This window comes from Thermoleptolyngbya oregonensis NK1-22, from assembly GCF_032705245.1.
GTDB classification, from domain to species: Bacteria; Cyanobacteriota; Cyanobacteriia; order Elainellales; family Elainellaceae; genus Thermoleptolyngbya; species Thermoleptolyngbya sichuanensis.
Genome location: NZ_CP053540.1, coordinates 590862 through 605921, shown reverse-complemented (window position 1 = coordinate 605921; position 15060 = coordinate 590862). Strand labels below are relative to the sequence as shown.

At 57.4% G+C, this 15060-nt stretch carries 10 protein-coding genes; 5 read left to right on the top strand and 5 right to left on the bottom strand.

The features are described 5' to 3' along the window. Positions 1–55: 55 nt before the first annotated feature. Entirely contained in the window at positions 56–1900 is a 1845-nt protein-coding gene (locus HNI00_RS02570) for a sensor histidine kinase (RefSeq protein ID WP_316790407.1), read from the top strand. A 26-nt stretch (positions 1901–1926) separates the two neighbouring features. Here HNI00_RS02570 and HNI00_RS02565 read toward each other — a convergent pair whose 3' ends face one another. Further along, positions 1927–2628: a hypothetical protein gene (locus HNI00_RS02565; RefSeq protein WP_316790404.1), complete on the bottom strand. Its 702-nt coding sequence runs from the start codon at positions 2626–2628 to the stop codon at positions 1927–1929. A gap of 225 nt (positions 2629–2853) precedes the next feature. Then, a complete protein-coding gene (locus tag HNI00_RS02560; RefSeq protein WP_316790403.1) occupies positions 2854–3456 on the bottom strand; it encodes a CHRD domain-containing protein in 603 nt (200 codons plus the stop codon). Between the two features lie 266 nt (positions 3457–3722). On the opposite strand from HNI00_RS02560, the gene argG reads away from it, so the two are divergent. Together argG and HNI00_RS02550 are read left to right on the top strand one after the other, a co-directional pair. Then, complete coding sequence (gene argG, locus HNI00_RS02555; protein ID WP_316790401.1) at positions 3723–4961, top strand: argininosuccinate synthase; 1239 nt, start codon at positions 3723–3725, stop codon at positions 4959–4961. Between the two features lie 656 nt (positions 4962–5617). Next, a complete protein-coding gene (locus tag HNI00_RS02550; RefSeq protein WP_316790399.1) occupies positions 5618–8356 on the top strand; it encodes a GAF domain-containing protein in 2739 nt (912 codons plus the stop codon). Between the two features lie 93 nt (positions 8357–8449). On the opposite strand, the gene HNI00_RS02545 is transcribed toward HNI00_RS02550, so the two are convergent. The 3 genes from HNI00_RS02545 to HNI00_RS02535 all read right to left on the bottom strand — a co-directional run bounded on the left by HNI00_RS02545 (position 8450) and on the right by HNI00_RS02535 (position 11007). Beyond that, positions 8450–9088, bottom strand: coding sequence for a Uma2 family endonuclease (locus HNI00_RS02545; RefSeq protein WP_316790396.1), 639 nt, complete (start codon positions 9086–9088; stop codon positions 8450–8452). A gap of 107 nt (positions 9089–9195) precedes the next feature. Continuing rightward, complete coding sequence (locus HNI00_RS02540; RefSeq protein ID WP_297074965.1) at positions 9196–9873, bottom strand: trimeric intracellular cation channel family protein; 678 nt, start codon at positions 9871–9873, stop codon at positions 9196–9198. Positions 9874–9906: 33 nt separating this feature from the next. After that, on the bottom strand, positions 9907–11007 hold the full coding sequence (locus HNI00_RS02535) for a hypothetical protein (RefSeq protein WP_316790392.1): 1101 nt from the start codon (positions 11005–11007) through the stop codon (positions 9907–9909). Between the two features lie 299 nt (positions 11008–11306). Between HNI00_RS02535 and HNI00_RS02530 the strand changes: the two genes are divergently transcribed. Together HNI00_RS02530 and HNI00_RS02525 are read left to right on the top strand one after the other, a co-directional pair. Further along, entirely contained in the window at positions 11307–12122 is an 816-nt protein-coding gene (locus tag HNI00_RS02530; protein ID WP_316790390.1) for a TerC family protein, read from the top strand. Positions 12123–12225: 103 nt separating this feature from the next. After that, a complete protein-coding gene (locus tag HNI00_RS02525; RefSeq protein ID WP_316790388.1) occupies positions 12226–14787 on the top strand; it encodes a U32 family peptidase in 2562 nt (853 codons plus the stop codon). Positions 14788–15060 lie beyond the last annotated feature (273 nt).

Here is a 15060-nt window from a genome sequence, read left to right as displayed (position 1 = left end):
TAGCTGCTCTACTTCACCGCCTCACTCTCCATTTATAAGCCTCCAGTTCAAGCTCATGTTGGGCTTTGCGCTGGTCAGTGGGCTGGTTTTTGTCGGGTTATACGGCTGGCTTTATAGCAAAGCTCTAAATCGGGTGAGGGAGGGGCTAAGGCAGGACATGGTGAATACGCTGGACGGGGCGATCGCCGGTGTTGATGCGACCGAGTTCTCGCAGCTTTCCCAGTTGCCTGCGCCGCAGGGTGAGCCAGTGCCCGCCTCAAACCCCCTCTATCAGCGCCATCAAGAATGGCTGATCCGAATTCACAACGTAGAGCCACGGGCCAATCCTTATACCCTGGTGAAGGGAACCAAACCCTACGAAGCGCTCTGGATTGGGGATAGCCTGCGAGTCTTCCAGCCGGAGAACGCCACAAGCTTTCGGGAATCCTACCTCGCCACACCGGACAAAACGCGCCTCTATCAGGGATTTTCGGAGGTGACGCTGACGCTCTCGCCCTACACCGACCCCTGGGGAAGCTGGATTTCTGCCTATGGCCCGATTAAAAATGCTAAGGGGCAGGTGATTGGGCTGCTGGGGATCGATTTTCGGGCTGACGAGATCCACAGTATTGAGCGAGACATTCGCAAAAGCTTGGCGATCGCCTTTGGCAGCACCTACCTGCTGCTGCTGGGTCTGGTGGTGCTGCTGGCCCGCTCCTTTACGCGACCGATTATCGATCTGACCGATGCCACCGAGCAAATGAGCCAGGGCGAGTATGATCGGGCGCTGACGCAGTTTCATCGTCGCTATGTGCGAGATGAGATTAGCCAACTGGCAAGCAGCTTTGAGCGGATGGTAGAGCAGGTGCAGCAGCGCGAGGAAGACCTGGCCAGCGCCAACAGCAACCTGGAAGAACAAGTCCGGCAGCGCACCCAGGAGCTAGAAGAGAACAACGCCCACCTTAAACAAACCCTGCAAGATCTCAAGGCAACTCAGTCGCAACTGATTCAAACGGAAAAGATGTCGAGTCTGGGGCAGCTTGTGGCAGGTTTGGCCCATGAGATTAACAATCCCCTGAGCTTTATTCAGTCCAATTTGCTCCACGCCCGCGAGTATATGCAGCATGTGCTGGAAATGCTGCACCTGTATCAGTCACACGTCCCTGAGTTGCCTGCTGCTTGTGAAAAGGCAGAGGATCTAGGGCTGGAATTTATTCAGGATGATCTGCCCAAACTTCTGGGGTCGATGCAGGTTGGCACGCAGCGGATTAGCGAAATCGTGCGATCGCTCCGTGTGTTTGCCCGGTTGGATGAGTCCGAGGTAAAGTCCGTGGATCTGCATGAAGGGCTGGACAGTACGCTGCTGTTGCTCAATAGCCGCCTCCGGGGCACTCCTAGTCGAGCAGATATCCACATTGTTCGGGAATACGGCGATCTGCCGCTTGTCGAGTGCTACGCCGGACAGATTAACCAGGTGTTTATGAACCTTTTGAGCAACGCAATCGATGCTCTGGAGGCGCTGCGAGAACAGGCGGATGGTTCACGCAGCGCCGCTGGGGAGGATCATTCCCCGGCATACTGCATGGACTGGGCCAAGGATTTATTGCCAGAGCAACAAGACGAGATTCCCACCATCCGGATTAGAACCCGCCTGGTCGAAGGGAATCGCGTCTCGGTGTGCATCGCAGACAATGGAATTGGCATTTCGACGGACGTGCAGCAGCGGATCTTTAATCCCTTTTTCACCACCAAACCTGTAGGGCGCGGAACCGGGCTGGGGCTATCAATTTGCCATCAAATCATTACCGAGCGCCACGGCGGTACGCTGAAATGCACCTCTTGCCCCGCTGAGGGATCAGAATTTTGCTTTGAGATTCCGCTGAAGCTGCCTGCCAACCAGCCCCAGCAGACCCAAGCTTAGGCAGGGCGATCGCCCTTTTCATTGCTCTACTCCCGACACCCAGCCGCACGAAACTGCTCCATCAGCGCTGCGGGCCAGGTGGGGGCGATCGCGGGGGGCCGCTGGGACGCATAGACCTGCATGTTTCCCGTTGGCTCCACCGTTGCCAGAAACTCGCTGTCGTAGTTTGAGACCGTCACTTGCCGCAAGAGCGATCGCGCAGATTGCGTATTGCTGGCCAGCAGTTGCCCCTCCGCCACCTGCGCCACAGAAAACTCCAGCGGCGTGTCATACACCTCAAACGGCACGGTTGCCGTTTCCTGCTTGCTATAGCGCACCAGGCACACGCGCCCTGGCACCTCCGACGGAAACACCGTCATAAAGTAATGGGGCAGCATATCCCACTCTTTGACCCAGGTTCCCAAAAACGGGGCCACGTCTGGGTCTGTCTCTGCCCAAGTTTGCCGATAGGCGACGAGTTCTGAAGAAATCGGCGACCCCACCGAACCAATCTTGCCCAGCCCCAGCAAGTCTAGATCGGACTGAATCCGCTGCTGCATCTCGGCCTCTGCCTGACGGAGTGCGTCTTCTGTCAGCGGCGGCCGTAGCGGTGCATCGACAGGATGCAGCACCACATCAGGCGCAGGGGGGGTCGGGTCGGGTGCAGACGGAGTGCAGGCTATGGCCGTTCCCAGCCCCGCCGTCAGCACCAGGGCCGCCGCCCACTTCGCCCGAATTGCATGAGTCATCAATCGTTTTGCCATAACCCTCGTAGCCCAGACCATCGATTTCTGGGGTCTTCCCTATAGGTCTACAATTTCTGGCATCAGGTTCCGCAATGAAAAAGCCCCACCTCACCAATTGGGAAGTGGGGGCAGACCGTTCTGCTTGAGAGCCAGCCTGTCAAGAGCCAGCGGAGAACCAACGTCCTTCACACCTGGAGGAACGGGCAGAGGCTTGGGCAAGTCCGGGCATTAGTAAGGACGCAGCGCGCCGCGCAGTTCGCCGGCCCGGTTGCGCGTGGTGTGAATATCAAGATAGAGATTGCCGCTTTCCAGCGCTTGCCGTTGTTCTGGCGTGAGGGTGTATTCTCCCGCAAAGCGACCGTCGCGATCGCCCCTCATCGTCACCGTCAGCGCGTACTGGAAGGGGCCGTTGGCTGTGGGTTCGCCCCGATGGATATGCACGGCTGAGGTGATGTTGGGGTTGGGCGGATCGGTGGGGTCAACGGTATAGTCGCGCAGGGGGCCAGCCAGGTTGCGAAAGTCGCCCCGCACCACCAGGCGATCGCCCGCCAGCACGGCCCCAGCCACACCCGTCGCCCGACCAGAGGGAGACGCACCCACCACCGCACCCCGGCTCAGGGTTGCCGAAAAGCGCTGGAAAGAGGAACGGGTCATCCCCTGCGCCAGCAGCACAGTTTCCGCCTGACGCACCTCTGCAAGAAGAGAGGGGTCTGCGGGACGCATCCAGCCAGAGACGGCTTGGGCCAGGGACGGGGTAGACAGCCCCACCAGAGATAGGCACGTCAGCGCACCCAGAATGAAATGGAAAAGAATCTTTTTGGAATGAATCATGGCTTTGAGGCGTTCGATAGCGCTTGCAATCAAGACTCGCGATGAATCCTAATGAACACTACGCCCAAAGCCGCTGTTTGGATGTGTGATTTCATCCTTCACCCGGAATCTGCATCAGAAATCTGTACCCAGCCCGACAGAATTTATCAAAAGACAGGGGATAATGCTCTCTGTTCTGGGTGAGGCGATCGCCAGTATTTGAACCCATCACGACTGGTCGTGCGCTGCTCAAGCAAAGGCGCTGCTTAGATTTAGGAAGGCTGCTCATGAAAGTGCAAGATTTAAAGGGAAAAACCGTCGCGTTTGCCGGGTCGGGCGGGCTAGATAGCTGCACCATTACGCGCTGGCTCACAAACCAGGGCGTAAACGTAGTGTGCTTTACGGCCGACCTGGGGCAGCCGGATGAGGAAGATATGGATGCGGTGCGCCAGCGGATGCTAAAGGCGGGCGCAGTGGACTTTGTGCTGCTGCCCGTGCGAGAGGCGATCGCCGAAGATGGCCTCAAGGTGATCCAGTCGCAGGCCTGCTACGAAGGGCGCTACTGGAACACCACGGGAATCGCTCGCTGTTCCCTGACCAAGGCAATGATTTTGGAAATGAAGCAGCGGGGGCTGACGATTTTTAGCCACGGCGCAACGGGGCGCGGCAACGACCAGGTGCGGTTTCAGCTAATTACCAATATGCTGGCTCCAGAGTTTGAGGTATATGCACCCTGGCGCGACGAGAGCTTTCTGGCGCGGTTCCCCGGCCGCAGCGAGATGATTGATTTCTGTCAGGAAAACGGACTGCCCGTGACGGCTACCAAAGACAAGCCCTATTCCACCGATGCCAACCTGCTGGGGCTGACGCATGAATCGGGAATGCTGGAGGCGCTGACCACGCCGGCCCAGTTTGTGAAGCCGATTATGGGCTGCTATCCGCAGGATGCGCCCGACGCGCCAGAAGCCTTTACCGTGCGGTTTGAAAAGGGTCGCCCGGTGAGCGTGAATGGGGAATCGGTGAATCTGGTGGATGCGTTTTTGAAGACGAATGCGATTGCCGGAAAGCACGGCATCGGCATCGGCACGCACCTAGTAGAAAACCGCTTTGTGGGCATCAAGTCGCGCGGCGTATACGAAAGCCCCGGCGTAGAAACCCTGGGCACTTGCTACGCTTATCTGCTGCAACTGATCCTGGATCGGCGGGCGCGGGAGTTTTACGACCAGCTTTCGCTCTTGGTGGCCAAGCAAATCTATCAGGGCTACTGGTTTGACCGGGCAACGCAGATGATGCTGGCGGCGATCGCCAACACGGCCGAACTCGCCACCGGAACCATCAGCGTGTCCCTTTACAAAGGCAATATCTCCTTCGTGGCGGCCGACGACGTGCCCCACATCCTCTATTCCGAAGAAAACGCCTCAATGGAGGGCGTGGGCGACTATAACCACAGTGACTCGGAGGGGCTGCTGCGGGTCTTTGGCGTGAGCGCCCGCGTGCTGGCCACCAGCGGTCAGGTCGGTCTTTGAAGAACTGGGGACTGCGTTGAACGTGGGCCAAAACTGGGATGCGAGTTGATTGTTCGTGTGCGACGCACCCAAGCAGTCAACTCGCATCTCTAGGGACTTGCGCTTTAGCCGGCAAAACAGCAGCAGGCGAAATCCTAACGTTTTAGCACAATCCGATACCGCGCCTTGCCCGATACCAGATGTAGTTGCTACCTGAGTTTTCAGTGATTTGAAACGAAGGTTTGAAGCAAACAGTAGAGGATTGGAGCGCTGGATAAATCATCAAACGGATGAACAGGGATTCACCCATGCTGCCGCTGATGATAGGGGGTTTTTGAGATAGGGACAATCCTATGTCTGGGTGATTCCGTATCCTCTGCGCCTTGTCGATCCCCAGTTGGGCGGCTAGAGTCTTAGTGAGTGCATCCAGCTTGGGCATTTTGCGAATAGGGATGGAGTTGCGCGATCGCCCCTTGATAGGATAAACACGAGGGCGATCGCCACCTCAAAACCCTGTCAAATGGTTCCCCTAAGCCCTCGTTGCATGGTTCGTTGCATAAGATGCACAAGAGATGCATAGGACTGTCGAATTCATTGGCTGTGAATCCGTAATGGCGTTTGGGTAACTTGAAAGAAGTTGAGTCAGACGCATCGCCCTGTTTCTACCTGGAACTGCCATGAGCGCCCCCTCCTCGCATCTACATTCCACGTCCTCCCCATCGGCCGACCCGCTTGATGGGGACAATGCAACGGTTACGGTAGAGGTAGAAGTCCTCACCGATGGTTCGAGTGCTGGGCAATTGAGTGGGCGATCGCAGCCGCCAGAATCACCCGCTCCACCCCCCGTCCCTCCCCCCAATCCAAACAGCGACCCAAGCGCCACCAGCCCCTCCAGCAGCCCCAACCCCGGCAGCGCCCTGGCCACCACCAAAGGATCTTTCTCGTCCTTTCTCGCGCCGCTAACCCAGGATACGTTCAAGCAGGTCGTTACCGATGTTGAGCAAAAGCTAAGAGTGGTCAATCAAACCCTCTCGATGCTCGACAACCTGATGGATTCTCAGGGCTTTGATGCCATCTTGAACGAGATGCTGCATTCCATCACCCTGAAAACGGGGGAACTGCTGAACGCCGATCGCGCCACAATTTTTCTCCTAGACGACGAGAAAGACGAACTGTGGGCGATCGTCGCCGAAGACGAAAACGGCAATAACCTGGAACTGCGAATTCCCAAGCATGTCGGCATTGCGGGCGAAGTCGCCACCACCAAGCAGGTCGTCAACATTCCCTACGACTTTTACGACGATCCCCGCTCCAAGGCGGCTCAGGCGCTCGACAAGAAAAATCACTACCGCACTTACACCATGCTGGCCATGCCCCTGCTGAACGATCGGGGCGACTTGGTGGCCGTCGTGCAATTGATCAACAAGCTCAAGCCCAACTGTGATTTGCAAGCGCACCTAGACGAGCGCATCGACCTGGGCGGCTTTACCGCGCAAGACGAGCAGGTGTTTGAAGAGTTTGCGCCCTCGATCCGGCTCATTCTGGAATCGTCCCGCTCATTCTACAGAGCAACCCAGCAGCAGCGGGCCGCCTCGGCGCTGATGAAGGCGACCAAGTCCCTCAGCCAGAGCAGCCTAGATCTGGAGGAAACCCTGGGCCGCGTGATGGAAGAGGCCCAGGAACTGATGCAGGCCGATCGCAGCACGCTCTGGCTCTTGGATCGCGACCAGCACCAGCTCTGGACAAAGCTGCCGATCAACGGCGTGCTGCAAGAAATTCGCATCCCGATGGATGCGGGCTTTGCGGGGCAGGTGGCGATGTCGGGCGAGCCAGTCCTCATTCCCTACGACCTCTACAACCACCCCAACTCCGACACTGCCAAGGAAACCGACAAAAAGACGGGCTATCGCACATGCAGCATGTTGTGTATGCCCGTGTTCAACGCAGATGGCGAACTGATCGCCGTCACTCAACTGATCAATAAGAAAAAGCAGGGCGACCATCCGCCCTACGATCCGGCAAACTATCCCGAAGCACCGGAGATCTGGCGGGCGAGCTTTAACCGAAACGATCAGGAGTTCATGCAGGCGTTCAATATTCAGGCGGGTGTGGCGCTGCAAAACGCCAAGCTGTTCGCCACGGTGAAGCAGCAGGAGCAACTCCAGCGCGACATTCTGCGATCGCTCTCCAACAGCGTTATCTCCACCGACAAAGAGGGACGCATCATCGCCGCCAACGAAAGCGCCCGCAAACTGCTGGGTCTGAGCGACACCGACCCGCTGGAGGGGCTGCACGCCGAGGAACTGATTGGGCTGGAAAAGGGGGATTTTTCCAAGTGGTTCAAAATGGCGCTCATGCCGACAGATGACAAGTGCCGTCAGCAATATTACCCGGATCAAACGCTGAACGCGGCCAAAGGCGTGGAGCAGCACAGCATTAACCTGTCGATTAACACCATCGCCGATGCGAGTGATCCAGAGCAGGTTTCGGGAGCGCTAGTGGTGATGGACGACATCAGCGGCGAAAAGCGGCTAAAAAGCACCATGTCGCGCTATATGTCGCAGGAAGTGGCGCAGTTGCTCTTTGAGAACCCCAACGCTGCCAAAATGGGGGGCGATCGCAAAGAAGTATCTGTCCTGTTTTCCGACATTCGCAGCTACACCACGCTGACCGAGAGCATGACCGCCGAAGAGGTGGTCGAAATGCTGAACCAGTATTTCGAGAGCATGGTGGACGCGGTGTTTACCTATAAAGGCACGCTGGACAAGTACATCGGCGATGCCATCATGGCGGTGTTTGGGTCGCCGCTGCCCTTGGACGACCACGAGTGGATGGCTGTACAAACGGCGATCGAGATGCGGCATCGACTTGCCGCGTTCAACGCCGACCGGGTACAGCGCCAAAAGCCACCGATTCGGATCGGCATCGGCATCAACTCCGATATCGTCATCAGCGGCAACATCGGCTCAAGTCGCCGCATGGAGTTCACGGCCATTGGCGATGGGGTCAACCTGGGGTCGCGCCTGGAAAGCGCCAGCAAGCAATACGGCACCGACATCATCATCAGCGAGAACACCTACAAGCCTTGCGCCGACCGGGTCTGGGCGCGAGAGCTAGACTGTATCCGGGTGAAGGGCAAGACGCAGCCCGTCAGCATTTATGAACTGGTGGGGCTGCGCGACGAAATCGTTCCCGATGAGAAAAAGCGGCTGATTGACCTCTATCACGAAGGGCGCAGGCATTACCTAAATCGCGATTTCGTCAAAGCGATGAGCGCTTTTGCCACGCTGCTGCAAGATGTGAACAACGAAGACAAAGCCGCCAAGCTCCACCTCGACCGCTGCACCCACTGGCTCAGCCATCCACCCAACGACGAAACCTGGCAAGACGGCGTGTGGACCATGACGGAAAAGTGAGGATTAAGGAGTTAGGGGTCAGGGATCAGGAACTATGGGTCAGGGATTAGAGGCTCAGCAGACAAGCTAGCAACGGGGCTTATGCAAGGGGGCTTATGCAAGCTCTGCCTCAAAAGCGCGCAGGGCGATGCTTGAGCCTTGGCTCCAGGCTAGCTCGACATAGCGGGGGATCAACTGCTTGACCGCAATAGCTGGAAAAATGCCGCTGACCTCGCTTTCCTGGTAGTGTTCGCCGTCGAAGATGTAGATTCGCAGGCCCTGACTCTGATAAATCCAGAGTTCTGGAATGGCGATCGCCTCATAATCTGCTGGCTGAGTAAAAGACGTGAGATCGACCTCAAGCGCTAGATCCGGCGGAGGATCAATTTCCAAATCGATATGTTCTTTACCCAAAATAGCCAATCGATTTTGGATGTAAAAACAGGCATCGGGTTCTACTCCGGTTTGGCTGACTCGCTTCAGCGTGAGGGGATCGAAGGCGTGCCAGTCTTGGTTCTGATGTCGCAGCAGCGCCTTCACCAAATCAGTGAGGGTAGCGGAGCGGTTGCTATGGCCAGGCAAAGGAGCCATCAAACGAATTTCCTGTTTCTTGACTCCAAAGTAGACTTTGACCGCAGCGCGATCGCGACGGCTTGACAACAGCCCTTCATAATCTGCCCAGCTTTGATGACGCAAGATCACCTCACTACCCGGCGGTAGTTCGATTCCATTGGGGCTAATGGTCAAATTCATCAAGAAGCCTGTTGGGTTGGGTTTGTGAAGTTGGCACCAGATACTTGACGGCCCTTAATTCTCATCCTTAGCTCATTGCCCTGCTCAAGCCATCCCTGATTTTCATTTTATTCTTCCTCTCGTGGGGTGGGCAGCGTCAGGTTGTAGCGCAGCGCTAGCATCCGCAGCAGAACGATGGTGCAAAACCCGGCAACGGTGGCGATCGCCATATCCACCTGCCACAGCACCAGCACCAGATAAACCCAGCAGCCGACAAAAGCACAGGTGGCGTAGAGCGTAGCGGTTTTGCGAAAGACCACGGGAATCTGCACCAGCAGGATATCGCGCAACACGCCGCCCACCACGCCCGTAATCACGCCCAGCAGCGACGCGGTGAACGGCGGCATTCGATATTCCAGCGCAAAGGCCGTACCGGAAATGCTGAACAGCGCCAGCCCAAAGGCATCCAACAGCGCAAAGACTCGATAGGCAGGCGCTTTGACTGGCTTCAGCAGGCGCGACCCGTAGACATACAGCACCGCCAGCAGCAGCACCAGCACCGCATAGCCTTCATATCGCACCCAGAAAAACGGGCGGCGATCGAGCAAGACATCCCGCAGAGTGCCACCACCAAATGCATTCACAAAGGCGATCGCATACACACCCACCAGATCCAGCCCTTTCTTGCGAGCGGCGATCATCCCCGATAGGGCTGAGGTGATCACGGCCGACACTTCTAGCGGATACTGCACCGTGGCGAAGCGTTCGAGTTGAGCGGCGATCGCATCTATTGCATCTAGAGACATTCGAGGATTAAGCAGAGGATGAAGCGCTGTAGGTTAGGGATTGGGCTGAGACTTGAGAAAATCCAGAAAGTCGTAGAGTTCGGTTTCGTTGAGTTCTTGGCGCGATCGCTTGCTGTAGGTCGCTTTCAGGTGTTCGCGGCCGCGCTTGGCATCCCACCCCAGGCGGCGCAGTTCCACATCGGTCTGGGCGAGGATATCAGAAAAGTCGATGGAGGCGGGGGCGGGGTCAGGCGGCGCGGGTTCGGGGTCGGGCGGCGGGCTGGCGGACTTCTTGCGAGAGGGTTTTGCGCCGATCTGCGAGGCGGGCTTGGTGATTTGAGACAAATCGACGGGTTCGGAGGCTTCTGAAAAACCGTCGTCGGATGCGGAAATATGGGCGTAAAAATCTGCCACGACGGGGCCAGAGTCTAGCTCGTCTTCGGGCGGCAGGGGTAGGTCAAGCGGGTCGGGTTTGTCCCAGTCGCTCTCCATAGGGAGTGTCGCCGCTTCGGTGGCAAGGTCACGCGCTGGGGCGATCGGCGGCATCGCAGACCCCGCACTCTCCACGGGCAAACTGGCGCTGGGCAAACCGCTCGGTGAAAGATTCCAGGCTGTATCCATCGGCGCAAATTCAGGCGTTTGTCCATCAGTCTCGCCAATTTGCCCGCCCGGTTGCCTACTCAACTGCCCGCCCGGTTGCCTACTCAACTGCCCGCCCGGTTGCCCACCGATTTGCCCCGTTATTTGCCCAATGACTTGCCTAGGGGTCTGAACAGAGGTTTGGACAGAGTCCGTTGATCCGTCATTCATGCCCAGTCCATGCAGCCCCAACGCCTGGAGCGATCGCCCTCGTGCCCGGTCTTCTGCGTCTTCGATACTGGCGCTTTCGGCCAGCCCAGTGGCCAGCGTCAGCCCACCCACGATTACACTAGCCCGCACGATATAGCGCCCGTTTTGCACGGTCAGCAGGTCGGTAATCAGGCTGGCGAAGGGATACATAGCCCGAAATCGCGCCAGCAGTGCGGGCAAATTCTCAGGCAGGTTCTCAGGCAAGTTCTCAAGCAGGTTTCTAGCAGAATCAGCAGAAAAGGACGACATGACCAACCACTGGAGGGAACGATCGGAGAAGCAGTGTAGCAGCGGGCGCGTTTGCATGGTGCGATCGCCTCCTCACCATACCCGGATTTCAGCCCAACGAAGCGAGTCGGGTCAAGGTCGAGGTCGGATTTCATGCGAGGGTCAGACGTTTTTGCTGAACCCGCAAAAGCTTTGGATTCATCCCTGGAATTTTCTGAGACAAAGATTTGGGTTTAAATTCGATATGCTGTGAGAGACGCAGTTTGTCAAACTTGCGTTGATCTGCTGCTTTTTAGCAGAGTTTTTTACAGATTCTTGCAGACGTATTGCTGTTTGCGTTTGCTGTTTGCGTTGCTGTTTGCCTAGAGATTGCCGCCATGCTAGATAGATTGCTCGACTTGTCTCCCAACCTGGGTGTAGACACGTTCCTTCTGCTGACGGTGCTAGTGGCCCTCGAAACGCTGCTATCCGCCGACAATGCGATCGCGCTGGCGGCCATCGCCCAAGGGCTAGACGGCAAAAAAATGCAGCGAGACGCGCTGAATTTGGGGCTACTCGTCGCGTTTATTTTTCGGGTCATCCTGATTCTGACAGCAACCTGGGTGATTCGGTTTTGGCAGTTTGAGCTGGCAGGTGCGCTCTATTTGCTCTGGCTAGTGTTTAAGTATTTCACGTCCGATGAAACGGAGGACGGCGAACACCACCACCACGGGCCGCGTTTTACATCACTCTGGCAGGCAATTCCAATCATTGCTGTTACCGATCTGGCATTTTCGCTGGATAGCGTTACCACGGCGATCGCCCTGTCTCAGGAAGTGTGGCTGGTGCTGACGGGCGGGCTGATCGGTATTCTTACGCTGCGGCTACTGGCGGGGCTATTTATCCGCTGGCTGGATGAATATACCCATCTGGAAGACGCGGGCTACATCACCGTGGGTCTGGTGGGGCTGCGCCTGCTGATCAGGGTGTTCAACGATAGCCTTGTGCCGCCCCAGTGGGCCATGATTTCGGTGATTGCGCTGCTGTTTGTCTGGGGCTTTTCGGAGCGCAAACCGGAGGCGATCGCCGCTGAGTCTGGCTCTGCGCCCCTTGCTGAAGCCCACACCCCACCCGATGCGCCGCCGCTCGAAGTTCCTTCTGGGGCAAAACCAGAAGCCGATGAGCGCGAGGCGCAAGAAATCTCTGCGGACTGAGCCACCGATAGCGCCCGAATAGCACCAAATAGCGCCAAATAGCTTCTAAATAGCCCCTAGATCGCTCCTAAATAGCCTCTCAGCTACAGCGTGATACAGCGTTATGGATACTCTGCTGTCTTCGAGTCCAGTGGCGATCGCCCCACTGCGCTGCCCAGACCTGCTGGCCCCCGCCGGCAACTGGGACTGTGCCCGTGCTGCGGTCGAAAACGGAGCCGACGCGATCTATTTCGGGCTGGATCGGTTTAATGCGCGAATGCGGGCGCAAAACTTTACCGAAGCCGATTTGCCGGAATTGATGGCATTTCTACATCGGCGCGGCGTGAAGGGCTATGTCACGCTGAACACGCTGGTCTTTCCGGCAGAACTCGCCGAAGCCGAGCAGTATGTGCGAACCATGATCGCGGCAGGCGTAGATGCGGCGATTGTTCAAGATATCGGCATTTGCCGCCTAATTCGCCACCTGTCGCCCGACTTCCCCATCCACGCCTCCACGCAGATGACCATCACCAGCGCTGCCGGGGTCGCCTTTGCCCAAGCGCTGGGCTGCAACTTGGTGGTGCTGGCCCGCGAGTGTTCGCTGAAGGATATCCGAAAGATCCAGCAGCAACTGGGCAATTCCCTCAGGGATCGCGGCGCGAATCGCGCGATGTCCATGCCGCTGGAAGTTTTTGTCCACGGGGCGCTTTGCGTCGCCTACTCTGGGCAATGCCTGACCAGCGAATCCCTCGGCGGCCGCTCTGCCAACCGGGGCGAGTGTGCCCAGGCCTGTCGAATGCCCTACGATCTCATTTCAGACGGGCAGAAGGTGGATTTGGGCGATCGCCACTATTTGCTCAGCCCCCAGGATCTATCTGGACTCGACGTATTGCCCGACTTGGTAGCCACAGGCGTAGCCTGCCTGAAAATCGAAGGTCGCCTGAAATCGCCAGAATACGTCGCCAACGTCACGCGGGTCTATCGCAACGCGCTCAATCGGGTTTGGCAGATGGTCTCAGAGCGCCAGAGCGATGAATTCGCAGAACGCCCCAGCGCCTCACCCCCTGAAGACCGCTACAACCTTGAAATGGCTTTCTCTCGCGGCCTCTACACGGGCTGGTTTCGCGGCATCAACAACCAGGAACTTGTCCATGCGCGATTTGGCAAAAAGCGGGGCGTGTATCTGGGCGAAGTGACCCGCATCCGCAACGAGCGAGCCATGATCAGGCTCCAGGCTCCGCTAAAACCGGGCGATGGTGTGGTGTTCGACAGCGGCCACCCCGATGCCCCAGAAGAAGGCGGCCGGGTGTATTCTGTCGAAATGCAGGGTGACGAAGCAACCCTCACCTTTGGGCGCGGCGCAATAGACTGGCGGCGGGTGCGCGTGGGCGATCGCCTCTGGAAAACTAGCGACCCCGAACTAGATCGTCAGCTTCGCCAGAGCTATGCAGGCGATACGCCCAAGGTTCAGCGACCAATTACGATTGAAGTTTCTGGGGAAGCGGGGCAGCCGCTGGTGGCGATCGCCCGCGACGAACAGGGCCACATCGCCCAGGTAGAATCGGAACTGCCCCTGGCGATCGCCCAAACCCAGCCCCTCACCACCGAACGCCTGCGGGCACAATTGGGACGGCTCGGCAACACGCCCTTCTATCTCGATGTCGTGCAAAATCACCTGGGCAACGCCACCATGCTGCCCCTCAGCGAACTCAACCGCCTCCGTCGGGAACTCGTCGCCCAGCTCGAAGCCCAGCGCACCCAGCCAAAACCCTGGCATCTCAACCCCCACACCACCCTCCACACCCTCCTGCCCGCTGCTCCTGCTCCCTCCCGCTCTTCCGCGTCCCCTAGCCTAATCGCCCTTACCCGCACCCTGCCCCAGCTTCAGGCCGCCCTCAGTGCCGGACTCCGCACGCTCTACTGCGAATTTGAAGACCCACGCAGATACCGCGAAGCGGTTGGGCTGGTTCGGAGTCACCCCGATTCTGACTCCCTGGAAATTTTCGTTGCGCCGCCCCGCATCACCAAACCTAGCGAAACCTGGATCTTGCGGCAGGTGAAGAATGCCCAAGCAGATGGCTATCTGGTGCGAAACTACGACCATCTCCAGTTTTTCGCCGACCAGCGTCGTATCGGCGATTTTTCGCTGAATGTAGCCAACGCGCTCTCCGCAGACTACTTTCGACGGGCAGGGCTAGAGCGACTCACCGCGTCCTACGATCTCAACCTCCAGCAGCTAGAGGGCCTATTGACCAGTTGCCCACCAGACTGGTTTGAGATCACAATTCACCAGCACATGCCCATGTTTCACATGGAACACTGCGTCTTTTGCGCGTTTCTGTCCCAGGGGACAGACTATACAAACTGCGGTCGCCCCTGCGAAAAGCAGGTAGTCAAATTGCGCGATCGCACGGGCACAGAGCATATCCTGCAAGCCGACGCAGGCTGTCGCAACACAGTCTTTAACGGCACTGCCCAAACTGGAGCAGAAGCGGTTCATCGACTCATGCAGCTTGGGGCGCAGGCGTTTCGCCTAGAATTTCTCAACGAAACGCCTGCTCAGGTCATGCAAACCATCCAGCGATATCAAGCGCTGCTGGAGGGAACATTGAGCGGAACTGCGCTGTGGAAAGATCTCAAGCTACAAAATCAGCTCGGCGTGACGCGGGGAACTCTTAATTCTTGACCCACTTCTCTGAAGAAGTCCTCCCTGGTTCGCACGCTGGTTTGTGGATTTAGTTTATGAATTTTTGATGAACTTATGCCTTCTTTCCTGAAAGGAAGCATAAACCTCGACCAGGCATAAAAAAATCCTGGACCAACTCCCTTAGGATTTCTTCATCTTGTGCCAATTTCCCGTATAGTTTTGACAGGGTTTCCAAGCTGAGACATTAGGTGCAAGTGTCTTCTGGTCAATCTTTGGGTAACCTGATTGAGGAACCGCGACTAGCAGCTTACG

Excerpts from the sequence above, each read along its gene's own strand:
- HNI00_RS02570 (WP_316790407.1), top strand. The coding sequence starts at position 56 with ATGTTGGGCTTTGCGCTGGTCAGTGGGCTGGTTTTTGTCGGGTTATAC.
- HNI00_RS02565 (WP_316790404.1), bottom strand. The coding sequence starts at position 2,628 with ATGACTCATGCAATTCGGGCGAAGTGGGCGGCGGCCCTGGTGCTGACG.
- HNI00_RS02560 (WP_316790403.1), bottom strand. The coding sequence starts at position 3,456 with ATGATTCATTCCAAAAAGATTCTTTTCCATTTCATTCTGGGTGCGCTG.
- argG (WP_316790401.1), top strand. The coding sequence starts at position 3,723 with ATGAAAGTGCAAGATTTAAAGGGAAAAACCGTCGCGTTTGCCGGGTCG.
- HNI00_RS02550 (WP_316790399.1), top strand. The coding sequence starts at position 5,618 with ATGAGCGCCCCCTCCTCGCATCTACATTCCACGTCCTCCCCATCGGCC.
- HNI00_RS02545 (WP_316790396.1), bottom strand. The coding sequence starts at position 9,088 with ATGAATTTGACCATTAGCCCCAATGGAATCGAACTACCGCCGGGTAGT.
- HNI00_RS02540 (WP_297074965.1), bottom strand. The coding sequence starts at position 9,873 with ATGTCTCTAGATGCAATAGATGCGATCGCCGCTCAACTCGAACGCTTC.
- HNI00_RS02535 (WP_316790392.1), bottom strand. The coding sequence starts at position 11,007 with ATGCAAACGCGCCCGCTGCTACACTGCTTCTCCGATCGTTCCCTCCAG.
- HNI00_RS02530 (WP_316790390.1), top strand. The coding sequence starts at position 11,307 with ATGCTAGATAGATTGCTCGACTTGTCTCCCAACCTGGGTGTAGACACG.
- HNI00_RS02525 (WP_316790388.1), top strand. The coding sequence starts at position 12,226 with ATGGATACTCTGCTGTCTTCGAGTCCAGTGGCGATCGCCCCACTGCGC.